Here is a 22,933-nt window from a genome sequence, read left to right as displayed (position 1 = left end):
CACTGCTCACTGGGACATCCAGGTGCCGTGCAGCTGGATGCGCGACGAGGCGTCGAACGCGACGTCGTGCGCGCCGGGTGCGACCGCGAGCGTCGTGGTGAGCTCGGCGACCGGCACCACCAGGTGCTGGCTGACCAGTTGCTCCTGCGCCTGCGCCACCTGCTGCGTGCGCTGCGCGGGGTCGAGCGTCCCCGCCTGCGCGATGAGCAGGGCGTCCAGCGGCGTGCCGGCCGGGAAGCGGAACGAGTTCGGGCCTGCGGTGCCGTACTGCGCGCGCAGGATGTCCGGGTCGGCCCGGCTGACGTTGAGCCAGAAGGCCGTGAACTGCCCGCTCTGCTGGATCGTCGCGGTGTCCGCCACCGGTCGTTCCTGCAGCTGCAGGTCGATCCCGACGGCGCGCAGCTGCTGCTGCACCAGCTCGAGCGCCGGCCGGTTCGTCGCGATGACCGGCGCGTAGATCAGGGGCAGGGTCAGCCGCTGCCCGGCCTTCGCGCGGATGCCGTCCGGGCCCGGGACCCAGCCCGCGGCGTCCAGCACCGCGCCGGCGCGGGCCGGGTCGAAGGCCAGCGCCGCGGACTGGTCGACGTAGTCCGGTGTCGTGGACGCGAGAGCGGACGTCGCCGGCCGCGTCGGGGACGTGTAGACCGCGGAGACGACCTCCTGCCGGTTGATCGCGGCGGAGATCGCCTCGCGGACCGCGGCGTCCTGCCCGAGCGGCGTCGACTGGTTGAAGACGATCCCGAACGGCGTGCCGGGGTTGGCCCGCGACGGCAGCTCGATCCCCGCCCCCGCCAGCGGCGCCTCGTCCTGCGGGCCGATGCTCGCGATGGCGTCGACCTCACCGGACTGCAGGCTGCCGGTGCGCACGCCGGACTCGGGGACCACCCGGAACTCGGCGCGGTCGAGGTAGGCCTCGCCGGGGTGGGTGAACAGCGACGAGCCCCAGGAGTAGCCCGCCCGCTTCGTCAGGATCGTGGACTGGTCCTTCGTGTACGTCTGTAGCACGAAGGGCCCGGACCCGACGACGCCGGCGCAGCGCTGGTCGTCGGTCTGTGCCGCGCTCGCCGGCGAGAGGATCCCGAGGCTGTGCGTCGAGGTGCCCTGCAGGAACTGCACGTTGGGCTGCGCGAAGCGGACGGTCAACGACGTCGGGCTCGTCACCGTCGTGCCCTGGTACCCGGCCAGGTAGCCCCTCGGGAGGGTGCCGCGGGCACCGAGGGTCGGGACGCGGTCGAAGTTCGCCTTCACCGCGTTCGCGTCGAGTGCGGTGCCGTCGGAGAAGGTCACCCCGGGGCGCAGCTGGAAGGTCCACTCGGTGGCCTGCGGGTTCGACTCCCACGACGTCGCGAGCCAGGGCCGGATGTCGCCACTGGCCGGGTCCTGGTCGGTCAGCGAGTCGACGACCTGGCGCATCGAGTAGATCGAGTCGTTGCTGCCGACCTGCTGCGGGTCGGCGCAGCCGGCGTCGCTGGACACGGCGAACACCAGCGTGCCGCCGGGCCGCGGCGGCCCGGCGTCGGCGGCCTGCCCGCCACCGCCTCCGCCACCGCCTCCGCCACCGCCTCCGCAGGCGGTGAGGACGAGGGCGGTGACAGCCGCCAGTGCCGCCAGTGCCGCCGGTGCCGCCGGTGCCGTGCGCCTCACGCCGACACCCCCGCCTTCTGGGCGCGACGGGTGGGCTCCCCGAACCGTCCCGGTGGCGCGAGCCCCAGGTTCTCCCGCAGCGTCCCGCCGGCGTACTCGCCGCGGAACACCCCGCGCTCCTGGAGCAGCGGGACGACGCGGTCGACCACCTCGTCGAGGCCCGACGGGCTCACGTGCGAGCCGAGGATGAATCCGTCGCAGGCGTCGGCCTGCACGTAGCGGTCGATCTCGTCGGCGACGTGCTCGGGCGTCCCGACGAACACGGCGCGGTCGAAGACCTTCTTGACGACCTCGCGCAGCGACAGCCCCTCGGCCTCGCCGATCTCGCGCCAGGCTTTCGCGGTGGCGTGCGCGTCCTGGGTCAGCGGGGCGCGGCCGCGGATCCACGTCGGCGCCTCGGGTGTGGGGTCGACGTCGGGCACCGGCCCGTCGGGGTCGAAGCCCGACAGGTCGCGGTTCCACACCATCTCGGCGAGCACGATCGCGGTCCACGGGTCGACCTGGCGGTCGTGGATCAGCTCGTGGCGCTCGCGTGCCTCGGCGTCGGTGTCACCGAGCACCACGGCGGCGGACGGGAGGATGCGCACCTCGTGGGGGTCGCGGCCGGCCGTCGCGACGCGCGCCTTGACGTCGTCGTAGAACGCCCGCGCCTGGTCGAACTGCTGGTAGCGGGAGAAGATCGCGTCCGCGCTGCCGGCGGCGAAGTCGCGCCCGGCCGGCGACTCGCCGGCCTGCAGGATCACCGGGTGGCCCTGCGGGCTGCGCGGCACGGTGAACCGCCCGCGGATGTCGAACTGGTTGCCCGTCAGGGCGAAGTCGCCGACGTGCCCGTCGCGCAGGAACCGCCCGGATCCCGGGTCGGCGACCACGGCGTCCGAGCCCCACGAGTCCCACAGCGCGCGGACCGCGGCGAGCGTCTCGCCGGCGCGCTCGTAGCGCTGGTGGTGGCCGAGGTAGCCGCCACGGCGGAAGTTCTCGCCGGTCGGCGCGTCGGAGCTCGTCACCACGTTCCACGCGGCGCGGCCGCCGGAGAGCACGTCGAGCGTGGCGAACTTCCGAGCCAGCTCGAAGGGTTCGTTGAACGTCGAGTTGATCGTCCCGGCCAGCCCGATGTGCCGGGTGACGGCCGCGAGCGAGGCGAGCACGGTGAACGTGTCCGGTCGGCCCACGACGTCCTGGTCGAAGAACTCCTCGCCGCGGGTGCGGATGCGCAGGCCCTCGGCGAGGAAGAGCAGGTCGAGCTTGCCGCGCTCGGCGCTCCGCGCCCAGTGCTCGAACGACGTGAAGTCGATGTGGCTGCCCGAGGCCGGGTCGCTCCAGACGGTGTCGTGGTTGACGCCGGGGAAGTACGCGCCGAGGACGATCTGCTTCCGTCCGTTCTCTGGCTCGGTCATGCTCCTGCTCCCACGGTCGCGTAGCGGCTGGCCGGGCGCGCGAGACCGAAGCGCTCGCGCAGGGTGGGTTCGGCGTACTCGGTGCGGAACGCGCCGCGCTGCTGGAGCGCGGGAACGAGCCCGTCGACGATCGCGTCGAGATCCGTCGGCAGCACCGCGGGACGCAGCCGGTAGCCGTCGAGCCCGGCCTGCTGCCAGTCGAGGAGCAGGTCGGCGAGCGCCGCCGGTGTGGTCGCGACGATCGCGGCGTCGCTGGTCAGCGGGTCGATCGCGTCGAGGCGGGCGAGCCGCTCGCGAGCCGCGTCCTCGGTGTCCTCGAGCAGGACGACGAGGTCGGCGAGCACCTGGAGCGGCGGCGCTGCGTCACTCCCCGTCGCTGCGCTCGCCCCGGTGTCATTCCCCGTCGCTGCGCTCGCCCCGGTGTCATTCCCCGTCGCTGCGCTCGCCCCGGTGTCATTCCCCGTCGCTGCGCTCGCCCCGGTCCGCGCGACGTCCCGCTCGGCCGCGCGGACCTGCTCGAGGATCGTCCCCACCTCGCCGGCGTCGTGCGGCGTCACGAGCAGCACGTCCGCGCCGCGCGCGGCCAGCCGGTAGGGCTCCCACCCGTGGCCCAGCGACACGACCAGCGGCTGGCCCTGCGGCGGGCGCGGGACGATCGAGGGGCCGCGGACGGAGAAGTGGTCGCCGGCGAAGTCGACGTGGTGGAGCTTGTCGCGGTCGAGGAACCGGTTGGCCGCCTCGTCGCGGATCTCGGCGCCGTCCTCCCACGAGTCCCAGAGCCGGCGGACCACCTCGATCGCGTCGGCGGCCTCACCGAAGAGCTCCGCGATCAGCGCCCGAGCCTCCGGGGTGTCCAGCGCGTCACGACGCAGCCCGGGGATCGTGCGCCGGCCGACGTGCGCGGCCTCGTCGGGGCGCACCGAGGTCTGCACGCGCCAGCCGGCCCGGCCGTGCGAGTCGTGGTCGAGCGTGGCCAGGGCCGAGGCGACGTGGAACGGCTCGGTGTGTGTCGTGGTCACCGTCGGGACGAGCCCGATCCGGCGGGTCAGCGGTGCGACGAACGCGGCGACCAGCTCGGCGTCGAGGCGGCCCTGCACGCGGTCGGTGCGGCGCTCGGGCCCGGCGAGGTGGTCGCCGGACTGCAGGCCGAACGCGTCCTCGATCGTCACCAGGTCGAGCAGGCCACGCTCCGCGGTCCGTGCGAGGTCGGCCCAGTACCCGGCGGTGAAGAGCTCCGTGGGGCGGGCCCCGGGCTCGCGCCAGGCAGCCGGGTGCCAGCCGGCGCCGTCCAGTGCGACGGCGAGGTGCAACGGGGACGAGGACATGCGTGACCGCTTCCTGCGGCACGGGGCCGCGGCGTGGTGGGAATCGGGTCCGGGGCGGTCAGGCCGGACAGACCGCGCTCGCGACCCGCTGCAGGTCGACGTGGCGCCGGTAGCACCCGCGGTGGGAAGCGGGGACACGGACCGTGGTGGTCATCGCGTCCTCCCTCGTTCGTGCGGGTCGTTTCGGACTCTAAGGAGCGGCACCGTGCCGGTGTCAACACCGCTGCGTCAGGACGTGACCGGCGACGCTCCGCCCGCACGGGGTCACGGAGAGGTGCTAGAGGGATCTCGGAGCAGCACGAGGACGACGGCGCCGGTCGGCTCGATCGCGCCGGCCTCGGCCAGCAGATGCGCGGTCCGCCGGGTGCCCGCGAGCCGGACCACGGGGCGGCCGAAGGCGCCGACGCCGCGGCAGTCCCACAGGGCCCCGAGCCCGGGCGCGCCCGCGCGGAGCCCGGCGCGGACCCGCGTCAGGCGCGCGTCGCCGGGGTCCCGGTCGGTGGCCATGCGCAGGCGGCGGGCGAGGGCGTGGACGAGCGGGACGACGTCCTCGGTGCTCGCCAGCAGCTGCTCGAGGACGTGGCGCCCGGACGCGAAGGCGGCGATCCAGGCGTCGTTGGCCGCGACCACGTCGAGGCGCGCGTCGAGCAGCACCGCCGGGTCGTCGCGCCAGCTCGCGAGCAGCGGGCGCAGGCCGTCCGGATCGGCGTCCAGGGGATCGTGGGGCCGCGACAGCGCGCGGAGGTGCTCGCGGCCGACCTCGTCGATGCCCAGCACGCGCCCGACGGCGTCGAGCACCTGGTCGGACGCGGTGACCCGGCCCTGCTCGAGCCACGTGTACCAGGTGACCCCGACCCCGGCGAGCGCCGCGACCTCCTCGCGCCGCAGGCCCGGGGCGCGCCGCCGGCGACCGGCCGGGAGCCCGACCTGCCGCGGCCCGACGAGGTCGCGGTAGGCGCGCAGGCAGCGGCCGAGCTCCTGGCGTCGCAGGTCGCAAGGTGTCAGTGCCACTACCCCCATCAGCGGGCTCCTGGTTCCGGCCGCGGGGTGCGCCGCAGCCTGATCGCATGATCGGTATCGGTGTGAACGTGGCGGCCGGACTGCCCGCGGACCCGGACAACGTCGTCGACGAGCTGGCGACCCGCGCGCGGGCCGCCGAGGCCGCGGGCGTGGACACGGTGTGGCTCCCGCAGGGCTACGGCTTCGACACGCTGACGACCTTCGCGGCGATCGCGCGCGAGGTCCCGCGGGTGGAGCTGGGCGCGTCGGTGATCGTGGTGCAGCCCCGGCACCCCCGGGTGCTCGCGGCGCAGGCGCAGACCGTGCAGGCGGCCTCGCACGGGCGGTTCACGCTCGGCCTCGGGGTGAGCCACCCGGGGCTGCTCGAGGTCTATGGAATCCCGTTCGACCGCCCGGTCGCGGCGCTGCGCGCGCACCTCGACGTGCTCCTCCCGATCCTCGACGGCCGTGCGGTACCCGGCGCCGTGGGGCCGGGCTCCGACGCCGCCGCGACCGCGGTGCCGGGCGCCGCGCCGCGGGTCCCCGTCCTGCTCGGGGCGCTCGGGCCGGTGATGCTGCGGCTCGCCGGGGAGCGCGCGTCGGGGACGATCACGTTCCTCGCCGGGCCGCGGACGATCGGCGACGAGGTGGTGCCTCGGCTGACCCGCGCCGCGGCCGGGGCACCACGTCCCCGGGTGGTGGTGGGCGTGCCGGTGGCGGTGACCGACGACGCGCAGCGGGTGCGCGCGCAGGTCGCCGCCGAGTACGCGGCGTACGCGCGGCTCCCCTCCTACGCCGCGACCCTCGCCCGCGACGGGTTCGGCTCGCCCGGCGACATCGTCGTCGCCGGCGACCAGGACGAGGTCGCCGACGGCCTGCGCCGCTACGCCGAGGCCGGGGCGACCGACGTCAACGTCAGCCTCGTCGGGGACGCCGCGGACCGGGCGCGCACGTTGCCGGTGCTCGCGCAGCTCGGTCACGCCGTCCACTCCGCGGCCAGCAGCCGGTAGGACTCCACGCGGTCGGCGTGGTCGTGGGTGATGGTCGTGACCAGCAGCTCGTCGGCGCCGGTGAGCCGGGCCAGGGCCGCGAGGCGCTCGGCGACCGCCGCGGGATCGCCGACGAACTGCGTCTCCAGCCGGTCGGTGACGAGCTCCGGGTCCCACCTCGCCGCGGCCGCGGCGGCCGGGTCGGGATAGGGGATCGCGCCGGCCCCGGAGCGGATGCTGTGGACCCAGGGCGCGTAGCCGGCCGCGAGCTCCCGGGCGCGCGCGGCGTCGCGGGCGACGACGACGTCGGCGGAGACCATCACGTGCGGGCGCTCGAGCGTCGCCGACGGGCGGAACGCCGCGCGGTAGCCCTCCACGGCGTCGAGCACCGTGCCGGGGCTGACGTGGTAGTTCGCCGCGAACGGCAGCCCACGGGCGCCCGCGACCTCGGCGCTCTCCCCGCCGCTGCTGCCGAGCACCCACGTCTCGACGCCGGCCCCCTCCCCCGGCATCGCGTGGACCTCGACACCCTCGGACGTGCGGTGGGTGCCGGCGAGCAGACCGAGGACCTCCTCGACCACCGTGGTGTAGCCGGGCGCCTCCGCGCCGGGCTGGCGGATCAGCTCGCGCTGCGCCTTCACCCGCTGCGACCGCAGGAGCCCGCGCACCGAGAACGGCGCCGGGATCACGACGCCGTCGACCACCCGCCGCTCGACGTGCCCGTTGTCGCGCCGTGGGTCCTTGGTGCCCCCGGAGCGCCCCAGCCCGAGGTCGACCCGCCCCGGGTACAGCGCGTCGAGGGTGCCGAACTCCTCGACCACCGACAGCGGGGTGCGGTGCCCGGTCTGTACGGCACCGGAGCCGACGCGGAGGTGCTCGGTGGCGCCCGCGACCGCCTGCATGAGCAAGGTCGGCACCGCGCCGGCGACGCCCGGGTTGAGGTGATGCTCGGCGAGCCAGAAGCGCCGGTACCCGAAGCGCTCGGCGGCGCGGGCGAGGTCGACGGTGTTGTGCAGCGCGTCCGCGACCGTCGACCCGGCGGGGATCGGGGACAGGTCGAGGACCGAGAGGGGCGGCGCCACGGGGAACTCCACGGAGATGCGTCAGGGACGGGGGACCCGTCAGCGACAGCGGGCCGACCGCGTGCGGCACAGGTCGACGTGCAGGCGCTCCCAGGAGTGACAGAGGCGCACCAGCTCGACCACGCTCCGATACTCGTGCGCGCCGGCGGCGTGGCGCAAGCGGTGTTGACATCGCTCCGTGAGCAGGCGGAGTCTCGAACGGTGCCCCGCTGCCGCGCGCTGACGCGTCGTCGTCACGTGGATCTGCGCCGGGTCACCGCCCAGGGGTGTCGCTGAGGCCGCCGCCTTATCGAACCTTCCCCTGGGAGCACCCGTGAAGTTCCAGGTTCTCGACATCGTCCCGCACGCCCCGCACCCGGTCACCGGCGAGCTGATCTCCGTCCACGAGCGCCTCGAGCGCGTGGTCGAGACCGCCGTCCGCGCCGAGCGCCTGGGCTTCGACTCCTACGCGGTCGGCGAGCGCCACGCCGGTGAGTTCGTCTCGTCGGCGCCGACGGTGCTGCTCGGCGCCCTGGCCCAGGCCACCGAGCGGATCCTGCTCTCGACCGGCGTCACCGTGCTGTCGCTGCTCGACCCGGTGCGCGTCGCGGAGGACTACGCCACGGTCGACCAGCTCTCCGGCGGGCGGCTCGAGATCGTCGTCGGCAAGGGCAACGAGGACAAGCACTTCGGGATGTTCGGCCTCGAGCTGGCCCGGCAGTACGAGTACATGGAGGAGAACTACGAGCTGCTGCGCCGGCTGCTGCGCTCCGAGCACGTCGACTGGGCGGGCACCCACCACGCCGACCTGCACGACGTGACCACCTTCCCGCGCCCGTTCGCCGGGCCGTTCCGCGTCTGGCACGGATCGGCGACGTCGACGACCTCGGTGGACCTCGCCGCGAAGTGGGGCGACCCGCTGTTCTCCGCCAACGCCCTGCAGCCCCGCGAGGCGTACCTCGTCCTCATCGACCGCTACCGGGACAAGCTCGCCGAGTACGGGCACGACCCGTCGATCGGCTACGTGGGGTCCGGGTCCGGCGGGCTGTTCCTCGCCGACACCGACGACGAGGCGATCGCCCAGTACCGGCCGATCTACGAGGCCATGGCGGCCAAGCTCGCCGCGAAGCACGCCGGCGACACCCGCAGGGGCAAGACGATGTCGTTCACGACCATGGAGGACGCCGTCGCCCACGGCCCGGCGCTCGTCGGCGCCCCGGAGCGGGTCGCGGCGAAGATCCTCGACTACCACAAGAGCTACCACCACGACCTGCAGTCGGTGTCGATCAACCCCGTTCTGCCGTACCCCCAACAGCAGGAGGTCCTGGCCCGCTTCGCCGAGGAGGTCATCCCCCTCGTGCGTCGCGAGGTCTCGACCACGCTCTGGGGTCCCGACGACCCCGGCCGCGCCGCGGGCCTGCGCCCGCCCGCGTGACGAACGAGCCGGGGCCAGGCGTCAGCGCGCCGCCCAGGCCTCGGCGAGCAGCTCGTGGCTGCGCACGCGGTCGGCGTGGTGCGTGGTGATCGTCGTGACGAGCAGCTCGTCGGCGCCGACGGCCTTCACCAGCGTCTCCAGCCCGGCGACGACGGTGGCGGGCGCGCCGACGAACTGGGTGGCGACGCGGTCGGCGACGCCCGCGCGCTCGTCCTCGCTCCACGCCCGTGCCCGCGCCTGCTCCGGTGTCACGTAGGGCTGCGCGCCGCGGCCGGTGCGGATGTCGAGCACCCACTGCCCGTAGGGCGCGGCGAGCTCGGCCGCCGCGTCGTCGGTCGGCGCCACGACGACGTCGGCGGAGACCATGACGTACGGCCGGTCGCGGTGCGCCGACGGCGTGAAGGCCGCGCGGTAGGCGTCGACGGTGTCGAGGACCGTGGTGGGGATCGTGTGGTAGTTGACGGCGAACGGGAGGCCGAGCTCGCCCGCGGTCTGCGCGCTCACGCCGGGGCTGGAACCGAGCAGCCAGAACTCCAGGTCGGCGCCCTCCGCGGCCGGGACTCGCAGCGGGGTGCCGTCGTCGCGGGTGGCCGTCCCCTCGAGGTAGGAGAGGATCTCCCGGACCTGCGCGCGGTGGTCCGGCGCCGGGTCGTCGCCGCTGATGCCCATGCGCTCGCCGAGGACGGCGAACCCGGACAGGTCCACACCGGGGACGTGCCCCGGGCTGGGCAGCAGCAGGCCGTCGACCCACTTCGAGGGCGGCGGGGGCGGCACCTCGCCCGCAGGCTTCGCCCGCTCGCTGATCATCGTCAAGATCTTGTGGATGTCGAAGCGCCCCAGCCCGAGGTCGACGCGCCCCGGGTGGATCGCGGCGACGGTGCCGAACTGCTCGGCGACCTGCAGCGGCGGTGTCATCGGCATCTGCACCGCGCCCGAGCCCACGCGGATCGTGCTGGTCGCGCCGGCGATGAGGCCGGCGAGCACCGGCGTCGACGCCGACGCGACGCCCGGGGTGAGGTGGTGCTCGGCGACCCAGTAGCGCCGGTAGCCCGCGGCCTCGGCGGCCCGCGCCAGCGCGACGCTGTCGCGCAGCCCGTCGGCGCCGGTGCCGCCGGGTGGGACCGGGGCGAGGTCGAGGACCGAGAGCGGGATGGTCATGCGACCACCTGCGCGGAGAGGACGGTCGTCACGACACGGGACGGGCGCACGGGGGGACCTCCGGAGGAGCGAGCGGGTCGGGGACGCGGGACGTCCCCGGACACGCCGCACTCGCCGTGCGCACCAGGTCGACGTGGCGGCGGTGCGTACCGGCAAAGGAGATCATCACGGCACCCGCCTCCCACCTGTTGGTGTGCCTCCTGCCTACCGGGCGACCCCGGCCCCGGCAAGCGGAAGTGTCATCGTCCGCAACCGGCCGGGTCGGCGTGCTCGCCGAGCCGGAACGGGTCGAGGTCCCGGGGGTCGGGCGTCGGCAGCCAGCGGCCCTCGCGCAGGGCGTAGGTCCACGCTGGTCCGTGCGCCACGAGCGTCGCGACCGCGGTGACGAACCGGTCGACGTCCTCGGTCGTGGTGGCCGGCCCGAGGCTCGCGCGCACCGCGTCGCGGCCGCCGGTGAGCCGGGCCAGCAGCGGATGCGCGCAGAACCGGCCGTCGCGCACACCGATGCCGTGCTCCGCGGACAGCGCCGCGGCCACGAGCCCCGCCGGCAGTCCCTCGACCTCGATCGTCACGACGGCGACCCGGTCGGGTGCGTCGGTGAACGCGTCGAGCGTCCGCACGCCCGCGGTCCCGGCGAGCCCGGCGCGCAGCCTTCCTGCGAGCGTCCGCTCGTGGGCAGGCAGCACGGTGTCGATGACCGGCTCGAGCGCGCGGCACGCGGCGGCGAGTGCGGCGGCCCCGAGGAGGTTCGGCGTGCCGCCCTCGTGGCGCTGGGGCGCCGGGAGCCAGGTCGTGTCCGTGGCGCCGTCGACGACGTCGACCGCACGCACTGCGCCCCCACCGCCGAGGTGCGCCGGCGCGGCGTCGAGCCAGTCGCGGCGCCCGACGAGCACACCCGCGCCGTACGGGGCGTAGAGCTTGTGCCCGGACAGCGCGACGTAGTCGACGCCGAGGGAGGCGAGGTCGATGCGACGGTGCGGGGCGAGCTGCGCGGCGTCGACCGCGACGCGCGTGCCGGCGGCGTGCGCGAGGTCGACGATCTCGCGGAGCGGCAGGGTCTCGCCCGTGACGTTGGAGGCGCCGGTGACGGCGATCAGGGCGGGGGTGTGCTCGGCGGCGGCGGCGCGCAGGGCGTCGAGCGTCCCGGTGACGGTGTCGCGGGCGACGACGACGCGGTGCTCGGTGTGGCGCCAGGCCAGCAGGGTCGCGTGGTGCTCGAGGTCGAGCGTCAGCACCGGGCCCGGCACGGCGCGGGCGAGCAGCGCGAGGGCGTCGGTGGTGTTGCGGGTGAAGACGACGACGTCGTCGTGCCTCGCCCCGAGGAAGCGGCCCACCGTCTCCCGGGCGGATTCCAGCAGCGAGGTGCAGACCCGCGAGGTGTAGCCGGCGCCGCGGTGGACGCTGGCGTAGTACGGCAGCACCTCGGCGACGTGGTCGGCGACCGCCTGCAGCGGCGGCGCGCTGGCGGCCGCGTCGAGGTCGACGTGGCGCACGCGGCGGCCGTCGACCAGGGGGACCTCGAGGTCGGTACCGACCGTGGTGGGGAGGGCGGGCCCCGCAGTGGACACAGTGAGCACGGTCATGACGGATCTCCGGACCGTCGGGGATCCGACGTCGGGACGGATCCGCGCTTGCCGACGACGGGTGTCGCGTCGGCCTGGTCATCACCCGGAGCACCCCGCCGCGGAGGAGGGTTGCCGACCAGCGAGCCGGGGCTTGGCGCTGGCGCTCGTGACCTGGGCGGGACGCTAGCACGGAGCGCGAGCGCCACCGCAAGCCTGATCGCTCACACCGGCTGCGGCACCACGCGGCGCAGTTCCTCGGCGTGCTCGGCGACGAAGTCGGTGACGTCCCGCGGCGGGCGGCCCGTCAGGCGTTCCACGTCGTCGGTGAGCTCGGCGAGCTCGCCGGCCGCCGCGCCCCGGGAGAGCTCGGCGACGTCCCGGGCGAACGTGACGGACAGCCCGCGGTCGACGAGGAAGCCGACGACCTCGTCGGGCGGCAGCGGCACGACGCCGACGGGGTGGCCGAGCACCGGGGCCAGCGCCGCCGCGAGGTCGTCGTGCGTGAGCAGGCGCGGCCCGGTGAGCGTGGGGACGCCCCCGCGCGGCGCCGTGCCGGTGAGCACGGCCGCGGCGACGGCCCCGATGTCGTCGGCGTCGAGGTAACCGACCGCTCCCCCGTCGTACGGGTCGAGCAGGTCGCCGCCGTCGGTGAACGTGCTGACGCCGGTGAGCAGGTTCTGGAAGAAGCCGCTGGGCCGCAGGACCGTGGCTTCGAGCCCCGAGGCGGCCAGGTGCGCCTCGATCCGGGCGTGGGCCCCGACCGCGAGCGGGCGTCCCGGCGTCGCGCCCTGCACCGAGATCTTGACGACGTGCCGCACCCCGGCCGCGACCGCCACGTCCACCGCCGCCTCCTGCTGGGCGACCATCGGCTGCTCGCCCTCGGCCGGGACCGCCCCGCCGGCGTTGAGGAAGAGCTGCTCGGCGCCCGCGAGCGCGGCGGGCAGCGAGGCGGGGTCGTCGAGGTCGGCGCGGACCACCTCGGCGCCCGGCACCTCGGTCCCGGCCCGGCGCACCACCGCCCGGAACCGGACGCCCCGCTCCGCCAGCCGCCGGGCCACCGCCCCGCCGATCGCCCCCGTCGCGCCGAGCACCACGATCATGTCGTTCCCCTTAAAGTGAGTATGCCTCGAGAAACTAACATGAGGGGTACTCACTTTGTCGACACCCACGCGACGGCCCCGCGCGGACGCCGCCCGCAACCGCGCGGCCCTGCTGACCGCGGCCGACGAGGTCTTCGCGGCCGACGGCGCCGGGGCGTCGCTCTCGGCCATCGCCGCGCGGGCCGGCGTGGCCGTCGGCACGCTCTACAAGCACTTCCCCACACGCCGCGAGCTCGTCGGCGGGCTGCTGGCCGATCGGCACGACGCGCTGTTCGCGCGCGCCGAGGGCACCGAGGTCCCCGACCTCGCGACCTGGCTGCACCGGGTCGCCGAGCACGCCGCGACCTACCGGGGGCTCGCCGAGCTGATCGCGTCGGATCTCCACGCCCCCGACGACGCCGGCGACCGCCTCGCCGCCGACTGCGCGCGGATGGCGGCGATCACCGAGCGCACCGTGGCCGCCGCGGACCTGCGCGACGACGTCACCGTCGACGACGTCGTGACGCTGATGAACGCCGCCGCGTGGACGCGCGAGCAGCAGGGCGCCGACGCAGCCGGCCGGCTGATCGCGACGACGTTGCGGGGGATGGCTGCGTCGGTTCGGTGACCCTCGACCGCACGGCCGGTGGGAGATCGCCGCACACAACGTCTCGGGTCACGACACCTCGCTCCCGCGGTGGACGTCGACGGCACGCCGCAGCCGGCGCACCCCCTCGTCGATGCGCGTCGGGTCGGTGCTGGCGAAACACAGCCGTAGCGAGTCGCCGAAGTGCCGCTGGGGCGAGAACGCCGGTCCGGGGATGTAGGCGACGCCCTCGGCCAGCGCGGTCGGGAACAGCGCTTCGGTGTCGACGCCGGGCATGGTCACCCAGAGGAAGAAGCCACCCTGGGGGTCGGTCCAGCGGACGGGGCCGGCGAGGTCGCCGAGATGGCGCGACAGGGCGTCCTGCATGGCGACCTTGCGGGCCCGGTAGCGGTCGCGCTGGGTCGCCAGGTGGCGCTCGAGATGGCCGCCGCGCAGGAAGCCGGCCAGGAGACGCTGCGCAGGCATGTTGGTGCAGGTGTCCATCGCCTGCTTCGCGTTGATCAACAGCCCTGCCAGCTCCGGCGCGCTGTCCACCCACCCGACACGCAGGCCGGGCGCCACGGTCTTCGAGAACGTCCGCACCGAGAACACCAGCGGGTCCCCGTCGGCGACGGCCCGCAGCGACGGGATGTCCTCGCCCGCGAACCGCAGCAGTGCGTACGGGTCGTCGTCGACGACGATGCTCCCCCAGCGACGCGCCAGCTCCACCAGGCGCTCGCGGCGCGGCGCCGAGAGGGTCGTGCCGGCCGGGTTCTGGAACGTCGGCACCGTGTAGATCGCCTTCGGGGGGTGCCCGAGCTCGGCCACGCGACGCTCGAGCTCGTCGACGTCGAGCCCGTCGGCGTCGGTGGGCACCTCGAGCAGGACGGCGCCGTAGGACAGCGCGGTCGCCGCCCCGCCGGTGTAGGTGGGCGATTCGATCGCCACCACGTCGCCGGGGTCGACGAACAAGGTGCACGCGAGGTCCAGGCCCTGCATGCCACCGGTGGTGATGGTCAGCCGGTCGTCGGTCGTGGCGTCGCTCGTCCCGGCCAGGATGTCGAGCAGCGCGGCCCGCAGGGCGGGATCCCCCTCGGTGGCGGCGTAGTCGAACGCGGTGGAGGTGGCGAGCTCGGTGGCGGCGATCTCGGACAGCACCTCGGTGGGGATCGAGTCCGGCGCCGGGCTGCCCATGGCGAACCGCACGATGTCGTGACTCTGGCGGGCCAGCAGGGAAGTGCTCGAGTCGATCACCGACCCGACCAGGTCGGCGGCGCGGGCCGCCAGCGGCAGGGGGTCGGTCGTCGTCGCGGTGTTCATGCGGGGACCTCCGTGAGCGGCAGCAGGGCGGTCGCTTCGATCTCGACGAGCTCACCGGCCGGCAGGCCCGTGACCCCGACCGTCGTGCGAGCGGGCCGACGGTCCCCGAGCGCGGCCACGTAGGCGCCGTCGAACACGGCCATCACCGTCGTGTCCGGGAGTCCGACGACGTAGCAGGTCAGCCGGACGAGATCGTCGAGGTCGGCACCGTGGGCGGCGAGGACCGCGGCGATGTTGGCCACCGTGCCACGGGTCTGTGCGGCCAGGTCGCCGAGGCCTCCGGCGGCGTCCTCGCCCGTCTGGCCCGCGACGAACAGCCAGCGATCGCGGCGGATCGCCGATGTGTACGGCCCGGACGGGGTCGGTGTGGTCGTCATGCGGTGGCGTCCTCCCGCGGTTCGGTGGTGTGCGTGGGCTCGTCGGCGCGTCCCGTCACGAGCAGGGCGACCCGCTGCCCGGCGAAGCGCCGGGGCTCGGCGCGCAGCAGCGCGGCACCGGCGGCGGCGGCCGGCTCGACCGGGTGCCCCCGGGCGTGGAGGGCGTCGGTGGCGGCGACGAGGTCGTCCTCGCCGACCAGGACGAGGCCGTCGAGCACCTCGCGGCACAGCGCGAAGGTGACGCGGTTGTCCGGGCCGAGATCCCCCATCAGCGAGGTCGCGACGGTCGGGATCTCGTCGACGGGGACGGGTCGGCCCGCGGCGAGCGAGCGCGCCATCGCCGGCGCACGCTCGGCGGACACCCCGATCACGCGGACCTCCGGGCGGACCGCCCGCAGCGCCAGGCCCACCCCGGCCGCGAGACCGCCGCCCGAGACGGGCACGAGCACGGCGTCGAGGTCGGGGCCGTCCTCGGCGAGCTCCAGTCCGAGCGTCCCCTGCCCCGCGACGACGTCGGGGTGGTCGAACGGGGGCACGAAGGCCCACCCGTCGGTGTCCGCGGCGGTCCGCGCGCGCGTGATGGCCTCGGTCTGGTCGGCGGCGGTGGCGTCGACGCGGGCGCCGGCGGCCTCCAGGGCACGGATCCGGGAGGTGGCCACGCCGGCGGAGACGAAGGCGGTCACCGCGAGTCCGGCGCCGCGGGCGACGTGCGTCACCGCCCGTGCGTGGTTGCCCGTGGAGGCGGTGGTCACACCGGGGGCACCACGCTCGGCCGCGGCGATCACGGCGTTGGTCGCCCCGCGGATCTTGAAGCTCCCGGTGGGCTGGCGGTACTCGCACACGAGCCAGACCTCGGCCACCGGGGGCGCGAGGGCGTCGCCCCGCTCGAGGGCGACCGGTCGGGTGCCGCCGCCGAGGCGGCGCCGCGCGGTGTGGACGTCGGCGAGCACCGGCAGGGCCGTCACGGCGCCACCAGCAGGGTGCGGGGCAGGGTCGAGAGCAGCTCCGGGCCGTCGGCGCCGACCCGGGCGGTCTCGGAGAAGGCGTACCCGCCGCCGTCGAGCCACACGGCGAGCATGAGGTGCAGCATCATGTTCTCGCTCAGCTCCGTGCGGTCGCCGGGCGCCAGGCTGATGGTCCGGTCGATCCACACCGCGGGTGGGAACGAGAGCCCGATCGAGTAGCCGATGCGGGCGGCCTTGGAGATGCCCCGCGGCTCCACGACGCGTCGCCACGCCGTGTCCACGTCCTCCGCCCGCGCGCCGGGGGTGATCGCGCCCAGGACCGCGTGCATCCCCTCGGTGACCGTGGCCTCAATGTGCCGGTACGCCGCGGTGGGCTCGCCGAGGTGGAAGGTCCGCGAGAGGCCGGCGGCGTAGTTGTGCCGATGGCCCCCCAGCTCGACCATGATCGGGACGCCGCGCTCGTAGGCCCGGCCGCTCCAGCTCAGGTGGGACGTGTTCGTCCTCGTCCCCGCCGCCATGTAGGGCTGCGCCGGGGTCGAGCCGTAGAGCTCGCCGGTGCCGCGGACCAGCGCGGCGTAGACCTCCGCGGCGACATCCGCCTCCCGCGCGCCGGGCACGATCGCCTCCTGCGCCACCCGCATCGCGTGGTCGCCGATCGCCGCGGCCTCGCGCATCACCGCGACCTCGGCGGGCGACTTCACCGTCCGCTGCCACTCGACGATGCCGTCGGAGCCCACCACCCCGGCCTGCGGCAGGACCGTCCGCAGCAGGTCGAGCTCGCGGGGGCGCAACGTGCCGTCGAGCTCGACACCGAGCCGGCAGGTCCCCCATCCGCGCTCGGCGATCACATCCGCGATCGCGGCGAACGGCGGACGGCCACCGAAGATGCAGTCCTCCGGGTACCCGACCACGGCGTCGGAGGCCAGCCAGGTCCGGTACCGGCCTCCGGGCACGTCCTGGGCCCGCAGCACCAGCACGGGCCCCTCGCTGTCGACGGGCACCAGGAGGGCCTGCGGGACGTAGTGGGAGTAGGAGTCGTAGCCGGTGAGGTAGCAGAGGTTCTTGGCGTCCGTGACGACCAGCAGCTCGATCCCGGCCGCGGCCGCCGCCGTGCGGACACGACGCAGACGGTCGGCGTACTCCGCGGCGGAGAAGGGCAGGTCCGTACCCGGTGCGCTCTCCACGGTCTCCACTCGGGTCTCCTCAGGACGTCGCGATCAGGGCCGACCACAACGCGGTCGACAGGTCCAGGCTGGCGAGGTCGACCCGCTCGTCGGGGCCGTGGAACATCCGGCGGAAGCCCTCCGGGGTGGTGTAGGGGGCGTGCATCGAGAAGCCGTAGACCTCGGCCCCGGCGCGGCGGAAGTAGTCGGCGTCGGTGGACGCGGTGATCATTCCCGGGACGAGCCGGGTGCCCGGGACGAGCGCATCGGCGATCCCGGCGACCGTGTCGCGCAACGGGCCGCGAACCGGCGAGGTCCGCGTGGTCAGCCGGTGCAGCCACACCAGGTCGACGGCGTCGACCAGCTCGCCGAGCGCGGACCGGATCTCGGACTCCACCTCGTCGGGACCCCGACCCGGCAGGGTGCGGGCGTCCACGTCGATCTCGACCAGCTCCGGGATCGAGTTGATCGAGATGCCGCCCCGGGCGCCGGTGGGGGTGAGCGTCATGTGGGTGCAGGCGTGGGCGTGCGCGGCCAGTGCGGGATCGCCGGTCGCGGCGGCGGCGTCCATGATGCGCTCGGGGTCGAGCAGGCCGGCCGCGGTGTCCGCGTCGAACCCCATCTCGGCCACCCACGCGGCCCACGTGTCGTCGATCTGCGGGGTGACCCGGTGGGCGGACAGGCGCCGGACCACCTCGGCCGCGGTGACCAGAGCGTTGTCCGCGCCCCACGGCATGGCGGCGTGCCCGGCACGCCCGTGCACGTCGAGGCGCAGCCACGACGACCCCTTGTCGGCGACCGCCCAGGACAGCCGCGGCGCCGGCCCGCTCGTGAGCGGCCAGCCGCCGCCCTCGGTGACGATGCGGTCGGCGAGGACCTCGTCGCGGTGGTGGGCCAGCAGGTGGCGCACGCCGTGGTCGGAGTGCGCCTCCTCGTCGGCCGCGGCCACGAACACCACGTCGCCGCGGGGCCGCACCCCGGCGTCCGCCGCCGCGCGCAGCGCCACGGCCATCGTCGCCGTGACGTCGAGCATGTCGACCGCGCCGCGTCCCCACACCATGCCGTCGACGAGCTCGCCGGCGAACGGGTCGTGGGTCCAGTCCTGGGGCGCGGCCGGGACGACGTCGGTGTGGCAGAGAAGCCCCAGGGACGGCGCCTCCGGGTCGGTGCCCTCCAGACGGGCGACGAGCGAGCGCCGGCCGGGCGCGGCGTCGTGGACGGCCACGTCCACCGCGCCGCCGAGGTAGGCCGCGAGCGTGTCGGCCGTGCGGATCTCCTGGCCGGACTCGACCTCCCCCGTGTTGACGCAGGCGTTGCGGATCATCGCCCGGAGCAGCTCGACGGTCTCGCCCGTGCTCACCGCGCCCCTCCCACGACCGAGTGCGCCGGCGTCTCGGAGACGAAGCCGGCCTCCTTGTCGACCACGTTCTCCAGCGCCAGGCCCGCGGTGAAGCGCTGGGCGTTGGCGAGGAAGAGGTCGGCGAGCGTGTCGCGCCACCCCACGACGTCTCCCGAGCAGTGCGGCGAGATCAGCACCCCCGGCGCGCTCCACAGCGGATGGTCCGGTGGGAGGGGTTCCTCGTCGAGGACGTCCAGTGACGCGGCGGCGGGCCGCCCGGCATGCAGTGCCTCGACGAGGGCCGCGGTGTCGACGATCGGACCGCGCCCGACGTTGACCAGGTGCGCGTGCGGCGGCAGCGCCGCCAGGACCCGCGCGTCGACGAGCCCGCGCGTGGCCGCGGTCAGCGGCGCGGTGACCACGAGGTGGTCCGCGTCGCCGACCGCCGCCACCAGCGCGTCGGCGGCGACGACCTCGTCGAAGTCGGGGTCGGCGGGTCGCGCGCGCCGAGCGACCCCGCGCACGCGCACCCCCGTCGCGCGCAGCACACGCCCCACGGCGCGACCGATCGCGCCGGTACCGACGACGACGGCGGTGCTGCCGGCGAGGGCGACGGGCTCACGGTAGTGCCAGCGCCGGCCCGCGGTGTCCGCCCACGTGGTGCGCAGATCCTTGACGTGGGCCAGCAGCAACGCGAGCACGTACTCGGCGATCGGTCCGTCGAAGACACCCCGGCTGTTGGTGACCGTGACCGGCGACGCGACCAGCTCGTCGAACATGATGTGGTCGACCCCGGCCGCCGCGACGTGGATCCACTCCAGCGCGTCCGCCGCGGGCCACGCGTCGGCCAGCGCCGGCGAGAAGTGGTCCCACATCAGCAACGCCCGGGCCCCGGGCAGCGCGCCGGCGAGCCCGGCCGCGTCGGTGTGCCGCAGCCGGGCGCACCCGGCGAGGCGTTCGAGCCCGCGGGGTGGGTCCAGGTCGTGCGCCCCCAGCACGACGATCTCCGGGAGGGGTCCGGACGGCACGGTCACACCGACCGCACGTCGGCCGGGCCGCCGCCCGCGGCCACCGCCTGCCGACGCGGGATCTCCCGCCCGCGCAGCGAGCAGCCCACGGTCTCGGGCACGAACGCGAGAGCGACCATGCCGATGGCGAAGGCACCCATCATGTAGAAGGCGGGGACCAGCGACGAGCCGGTGGCCCCGATGAGGGCCTCGTTGACCGAGGGCGCCGTGCCGCCGAAGACCGCGGTGGCGATGTTGTAGGACACCCCGAAGCCCAGGTAGCGCACGTGGGCCGGGAACATCGCCGGGAACATCGAGGACACCGTGCCCAGCTGGGGCACGTAGAGCAGACCGAGGACCGCGAAGCCGACCAGCGCCCACCAGAACCCCTGGGCCATGAGCAGGTACATCGGCACGGCGAGCACGAACATGGCGACCAGGGAGAACCACCAGAGCGGCTTGCGCCCGACGCGGTCGGAGAACGCCCCGGCCAGCGGCAGGAAGAGGATCATGGCGGCCTGCCCTACCGTGATCAGGACGTCGGCCTGCCCCGACCCCATCCCGATGGTCTCCTGCAGGTAGGTCGGGATATAGCTGATCAGCGTGTAGTTCGCGACGTTGAGCGCGATGGTCAGCCCGGCGAGGGTCAGCAGCGGCCGCCAGTAGGCCACCAGCAGGTCGCGGAAGTGCCGGGAGGCCTTCCGCTCGACCTCGCCGGCGTCCTCCAGCTCCCGGAAGACCGGCGTGTCCTCCAGCCGCCGCCGCAGGTAGAACCCGATCAGCCCGAGCGGCGCCGCGATGAGGAACGGCACCCGCCAGCCCCACGCCGTCATGGCCTCGCTGCCGATCGCCGCCTCGGTGACCGCGACGACGACGATGGCCAGCGTGAAGCCGGAGATGGTGCCGACCTCGAGGAAGCTGCCGAAGAAGCCGCGTCGGCGGTCCGGGGCGTACTCGGCCATGAACGTCGCGGCCCCGCCGTACTCGCCGCCCGCCGAGAAGCCCTGCACCATCCGCAGGAGCACCAGCAGCACCGGCGCGAGCAGCCCGACCGACTCGTAGGTCGGCAGGACCCCGATGAGGAACGTCGACGCGGCGATCAGGAAGATCGTCAGGATGAGGGTGCGCTGCCGACCGAGGCGGTCACCGATGCCACCCCAGAAGATGCCGCCGAGGGGGCGGAACAGGAACGACACGGCGAACACCATCAGCGCCGCGAGGGTCTCGTACTCCCCGGGGAAGAAGTTCGCTCCGATCTCGGTGGCGACGTAGGCGTACACGCCGTAGTCGAACCACTCCGTCGCGTTCCCGATGGCCGAGCCGGCCACGGCGCGACGGACCGTGCGGGGTTCGGCCTCGATGTGCGGGGTGGACATGGTCGTACCTCCATCGTCCTCGGTCGCCGGACGCGACGGCCTCGGTACCTAGGGCTCGTTCGTCGAGGGAGACCACGTCGTCCCCGGGATCGGGTCTCAGCGCCTGTCGAGCGCGTCCGTGACGGTGTCGGCGATGTGCGCGACCTCGTTGTCGGTCACGACGAAGGGCGGGCAGATCTGCAGGGTGTTCTCGTGGATCGCCCGCAGCGCCACGCCCGCGTCGACGCAGGCGGCGGCGACCTCGTCGGCCCGCACCTCGGAGGTCAGCGCGACACCGGCGAGGAAGCCGGCGCCCGTGCGCACCTCGGCGACCAGCGGGTGTGTCCGCAGGGGGTCGAGGGTCTTCTCCAGCACGCCCTCCAGCTCGGCGGCGCGGGCCACCAGGTCCTCGTCGGCGAGGATGTCCAGGTTCGCCTCGGCGACCGCGCAGGCCGTGGCGTGCCCGGAGTAGGTCAGCCCGTGGCGGAACATCGGCGCGGGCGGGCCCTCCTCCGGGTCGGTGAAGAACCGGTCGGCGATCCGCGGCGCGACGAGCACGGCGCCGAGCGGGGCGTAGCCGGACGTGATGCCCTTGGCCAGGGTCACCATGTCGGGCTCGAGCCCCCAGCGCTCCGCGGCGAACATCCGGCCCGTGCGGCCGAACCCCGTGATGACCTCGTCGACCACGAACAGTGCGCCGATCTCCCGCGCGAGCTCGGCCAGCCCCTCGAGATAGCCGGGTCGCGGACCGTGCACGCCGCCGGTCCCGATCACCGGCTCGGCGACGATCGCCGCCACGCGATCGGAACCGACGTCGGTGAGCAGGCCCTTGGCGGCGTCGAGGTCGTGCGTCGGGATGCGCAGCGTGTCCGGCACCAGCGACTCGGTGCCGTATCCCTCGCGGTTGTACTCGATGCCGGCAACACTGGTGCCGTAGGCGTGCAGGCCGTGGTAACCGCGCTCCCGGCTCACGACCACGGTGCGCTCGGGCCTGCCCTCGAGCGCGAAGTGACGGCGTGCGAGCTTGCAGGCGAGGTCCACCGAGTCCGACCCGCCGCTGGTCAGCATCACCTTGGCGTCCCGTACGGGCCCGATCGCGGCGAGGCGGTCGGCCAGGTTCAGCGCCGGCTCGTTCGCGAAGCGCCCGAAGCAGTGGTAGGTCTCGAGCCGGCGCATCTGCTCGTACGCCGCGCGGGCGATCGGCTCCCGCCCGTGCCCCACGTTGGCGTGCCAGAGCCCGGCCGTGGCGTCGAGCAATCGCTGCCCGTCGTCGGTGGTGATGTACGCACCGTCGCCACCGGTGATCGTGAGGCGTGCGCGCCGCGCCGCCGGCATCTGTGCCTGTCCGTGCCAGAGCGCTCGCCCTGCGTCACCCATCCGCGCCATGGCGACGGACTGTAAGACAGTTATACAGCAACACACAAGCGATTCCGTCCCTATGATCGGGGGCGTGACGCTCACCGACGGACTCACCGTCCGACGCACCACCGCTGCGCAGCACATCGCCGACGGCCTGGCCGAGCGCATCCTCAAGGGCGCCATCGCCCCTGGTCAGCGGCTGCGTGAGAGCGCGATCGCCAGCGAGCTGGGGATCGCCCGGCCCACCGTGCGCGAGGCGGTCCGCATGCTGGAGCAGCGCGGTCTGGTGCGCGTCGAGGCCAGCCGCGGGGCAGTCGTCATCGCCCCCACCGCCGACGAGCTCGACGCGCTCTACACGGCCCGCGCGGAGCTCGAGGCCGCGGCGGTCGCGGCCGTGCGCACCGACGACGAGCTCACCGGGGTCCGCGCGGCGTTGGCGGCGCTGCGCGAGGCCGTCGCCACCCGGGACGCCGAGGTCATCGTGGAGCGGGATCTCGCCTTCCACGCCGCGATCGTGGGCCTGCTCGGGAGCCGGCGCATCGACACGTTCTTCGCCCAGATGGCCCAGGAGCTGCGGTTCTACCTCATGGTGCTCTCGGTCTCCGACCGCGAGTACGAGAACGGCGACGCCCTCGTCGCCGAGCACGAGCCGGTCGTCGCCGCGCTGGAGGCGCACGATCCCGCCGCCGCCGTCGCCGCGGTCCGCCACCACATCGAGATCAACGCCACCCGGGTGAAGGCGATCCTCGCCGAGCAGGGCCAGGTGCGCTGACGCGCAGCGCACCGTGGAATGGGTCCGCGGCGGGGGCGGTT

21 protein-coding genes and 1 riboswitch are annotated in these 22,933 nt (G+C 74.7%); of the genes, 4 read left to right on the top strand and 17 right to left on the bottom strand.

Annotated elements, in window-relative coordinates; all coding sequences use genetic code 11:
• Window positions 1–6: 6 nt before the first annotated feature.
• The 5 genes from AC2A1K_RS20270 to AC2A1K_RS20250 all read right to left on the bottom strand — a co-directional run bounded on the left by AC2A1K_RS20270 (window position 7) and on the right by AC2A1K_RS20250 (window position 5,383).
• Window positions 7–1,644, bottom strand: a complete 1,638-nt coding sequence (locus AC2A1K_RS20270) for an ABC transporter substrate-binding protein (RefSeq protein WP_483898118.1) — start codon at window positions 1,642–1,644, stop codon at window positions 7–9.
• On the bottom strand, window positions 1,641–3,038 hold the full coding sequence (locus tag AC2A1K_RS20265) for an NtaA/DmoA family FMN-dependent monooxygenase (RefSeq protein ID WP_483898117.1): 1,398 nt from the start codon (window positions 3,036–3,038) through the stop codon (window positions 1,641–1,643). Before AC2A1K_RS20265 ends, AC2A1K_RS20270 begins: the two co-directional genes overlap by 4 nt.
• Window positions 3,035–4,363, bottom strand: a complete 1,329-nt coding sequence (locus AC2A1K_RS20260) for an LLM class flavin-dependent oxidoreductase (protein WP_483898116.1) — start codon at window positions 4,361–4,363, stop codon at window positions 3,035–3,037. The genes AC2A1K_RS20265 and AC2A1K_RS20260 overlap by 4 nt, the downstream gene beginning before the upstream one ends.
• 58 nt (window positions 4,364–4,421) lie before the next feature.
• Window positions 4,422–4,517: a putative leader peptide gene (locus AC2A1K_RS20255; RefSeq protein WP_483898115.1), complete on the bottom strand. Its 96-nt coding sequence runs from the start codon at window positions 4,515–4,517 to the stop codon at window positions 4,422–4,424.
• A 110-nt stretch (window positions 4,518–4,627) separates the two neighbouring features.
• Window positions 4,628–5,383, bottom strand: coding sequence for a helix-turn-helix domain-containing protein (locus AC2A1K_RS20250; RefSeq protein WP_483898114.1), 756 nt, complete (start codon window positions 5,381–5,383; stop codon window positions 4,628–4,630).
• A 47-nt stretch (window positions 5,384–5,430) separates the two neighbouring features.
• Between AC2A1K_RS20250 and AC2A1K_RS20245 the strand changes: the two genes are divergently transcribed.
• A complete protein-coding gene (locus AC2A1K_RS20245; protein ID WP_483898113.1) occupies window positions 5,431–6,372 on the top strand; it encodes a TIGR03564 family F420-dependent LLM class oxidoreductase in 942 nt (313 codons plus the stop codon).
• On the opposite strand, the gene AC2A1K_RS20240 is transcribed toward AC2A1K_RS20245, so the two are convergent.
• Window positions 6,339–7,433, bottom strand: coding sequence for an LLM class flavin-dependent oxidoreductase (locus AC2A1K_RS20240; RefSeq protein WP_483898112.1), 1,095 nt, complete (start codon window positions 7,431–7,433; stop codon window positions 6,339–6,341). The genes AC2A1K_RS20245 and AC2A1K_RS20240 overlap by 34 nt on opposite strands.
• 313 nt (window positions 7,434–7,746) lie before the next feature.
• Between AC2A1K_RS20240 and AC2A1K_RS20235 the strand changes: the two genes are divergently transcribed.
• Window positions 7,747–8,847 carry an LLM class flavin-dependent oxidoreductase gene (locus AC2A1K_RS20235; protein WP_483898111.1) on the top strand — a complete coding sequence of 367 codons (1,101 nt, stop codon included), beginning with the start codon at window positions 7,747–7,749 and terminating at the stop codon, window positions 8,845–8,847.
• A 21-nt stretch (window positions 8,848–8,868) separates the two neighbouring features.
• Here the strand turns inward: AC2A1K_RS20235 and AC2A1K_RS20230 are convergent, their stop codons facing one another.
• The 3 genes from AC2A1K_RS20230 to AC2A1K_RS20220 all read right to left on the bottom strand — a co-directional run bounded on the left by AC2A1K_RS20230 (window position 8,869) and on the right by AC2A1K_RS20220 (window position 12,670).
• Entirely contained in the window at window positions 8,869–10,005 is a 1,137-nt protein-coding gene (locus AC2A1K_RS20230) for an LLM class flavin-dependent oxidoreductase (RefSeq protein ID WP_483898110.1), read from the bottom strand.
• A gap of 239 nt (window positions 10,006–10,244) precedes the next feature.
• On the bottom strand, window positions 10,245–11,588 hold the full coding sequence (locus tag AC2A1K_RS20225; protein ID WP_483898109.1) for an aminotransferase class V-fold PLP-dependent enzyme: 1,344 nt from the start codon (window positions 11,586–11,588) through the stop codon (window positions 10,245–10,247).
• A gap of 39 nt (window positions 11,589–11,627) precedes the next feature.
• Window positions 11,628–11,742, bottom strand: a riboswitch (SAM riboswitch).
• Window positions 11,743–11,791: 49 nt separating this feature from the next.
• A complete protein-coding gene (locus AC2A1K_RS20220) occupies window positions 11,792–12,670 on the bottom strand; it encodes an NmrA family NAD(P)-binding protein (protein WP_483898108.1) in 879 nt (292 codons plus the stop codon).
• A 55-nt stretch (window positions 12,671–12,725) separates the two neighbouring features.
• Here AC2A1K_RS20220 and AC2A1K_RS20215 point away from each other — a divergent pair, with 55 nt between their 5' ends.
• Window positions 12,726–13,277 (top strand): TetR/AcrR family transcriptional regulator, encoded by a 552-nt coding sequence (locus AC2A1K_RS20215; RefSeq protein ID WP_483898107.1) that lies wholly within the window; start codon window positions 12,726–12,728, stop codon window positions 13,275–13,277.
• 48 nt (window positions 13,278–13,325) lie between these two features.
• On the opposite strand, the gene AC2A1K_RS20210 is transcribed toward AC2A1K_RS20215, so the two are convergent.
• From AC2A1K_RS20210 to AC2A1K_RS20175, 8 genes are all read right to left on the bottom strand, one after another.
• Window positions 13,326–14,555 carry an aminotransferase-like domain-containing protein gene (locus tag AC2A1K_RS20210; protein ID WP_483898106.1) on the bottom strand — a complete coding sequence of 410 codons (1,230 nt, stop codon included), beginning with the start codon at window positions 14,553–14,555 and terminating at the stop codon, window positions 13,326–13,328.
• Window positions 14,552–14,932 carry a RidA family protein gene (locus AC2A1K_RS20205; protein WP_483898105.1) on the bottom strand — a complete coding sequence of 127 codons (381 nt, stop codon included), beginning with the start codon at window positions 14,930–14,932 and terminating at the stop codon, window positions 14,552–14,554. The genes AC2A1K_RS20210 and AC2A1K_RS20205 overlap by 4 nt, the downstream gene beginning before the upstream one ends.
• The gene (locus AC2A1K_RS20200) at window positions 14,929–15,897 is read right to left on the bottom strand and encodes a pyridoxal-phosphate dependent enzyme (protein WP_483898104.1); all 969 of its coding nucleotides are present in this window, start codon (window positions 15,895–15,897) and stop codon (window positions 14,929–14,931) included. The genes AC2A1K_RS20205 and AC2A1K_RS20200 overlap by 4 nt, the downstream gene beginning before the upstream one ends.
• A complete protein-coding gene (locus AC2A1K_RS20195) occupies window positions 15,894–17,090 on the bottom strand; it encodes a M24 family metallopeptidase (protein WP_483898103.1) in 1,197 nt (398 codons plus the stop codon). The genes AC2A1K_RS20200 and AC2A1K_RS20195 overlap by 4 nt, the downstream gene beginning before the upstream one ends.
• 10 nt (window positions 17,091–17,100) lie before the next feature.
• On the bottom strand, window positions 17,101–18,420 hold the full coding sequence (locus AC2A1K_RS20190; RefSeq protein ID WP_483898102.1) for a M20/M25/M40 family metallo-hydrolase: 1,320 nt from the start codon (window positions 18,418–18,420) through the stop codon (window positions 17,101–17,103).
• Window positions 18,417–19,433 (bottom strand): D-2-hydroxyacid dehydrogenase, encoded by a 1,017-nt coding sequence (locus AC2A1K_RS20185; RefSeq protein WP_483898101.1) that lies wholly within the window; start codon window positions 19,431–19,433, stop codon window positions 18,417–18,419. The genes AC2A1K_RS20190 and AC2A1K_RS20185 overlap by 4 nt, the downstream gene beginning before the upstream one ends.
• Window positions 19,430–20,782: an MFS transporter gene (locus AC2A1K_RS20180; protein WP_483898100.1), complete on the bottom strand. Its 1,353-nt coding sequence runs from the start codon at window positions 20,780–20,782 to the stop codon at window positions 19,430–19,432. The genes AC2A1K_RS20185 and AC2A1K_RS20180 overlap by 4 nt, the downstream gene beginning before the upstream one ends.
• A gap of 96 nt (window positions 20,783–20,878) precedes the next feature.
• Complete coding sequence (locus tag AC2A1K_RS20175) at window positions 20,879–22,147, bottom strand: aminotransferase family protein (RefSeq protein ID WP_483898099.1); 1,269 nt, start codon at window positions 22,145–22,147, stop codon at window positions 20,879–20,881.
• Window positions 22,148–22,211: 64 nt separating this feature from the next.
• Here AC2A1K_RS20175 and AC2A1K_RS20170 point away from each other — a divergent pair, with 64 nt between their 5' ends.
• Window positions 22,212–22,892, top strand: a complete 681-nt coding sequence (locus AC2A1K_RS20170) for a GntR family transcriptional regulator (protein WP_483898098.1) — start codon at window positions 22,212–22,214, stop codon at window positions 22,890–22,892.
• The last annotated feature ends 41 nt before the right edge of the window (window positions 22,893–22,933 follow it).

The sequence above is a fragment of the Actinomycetospora sp. 2LY8.5 genome (assembly GCF_057180585.1).
The sequence above is the reverse complement of the archived record's forward strand: the minus strand, read 5'-3'. Positions and strand labels throughout refer to the sequence as shown.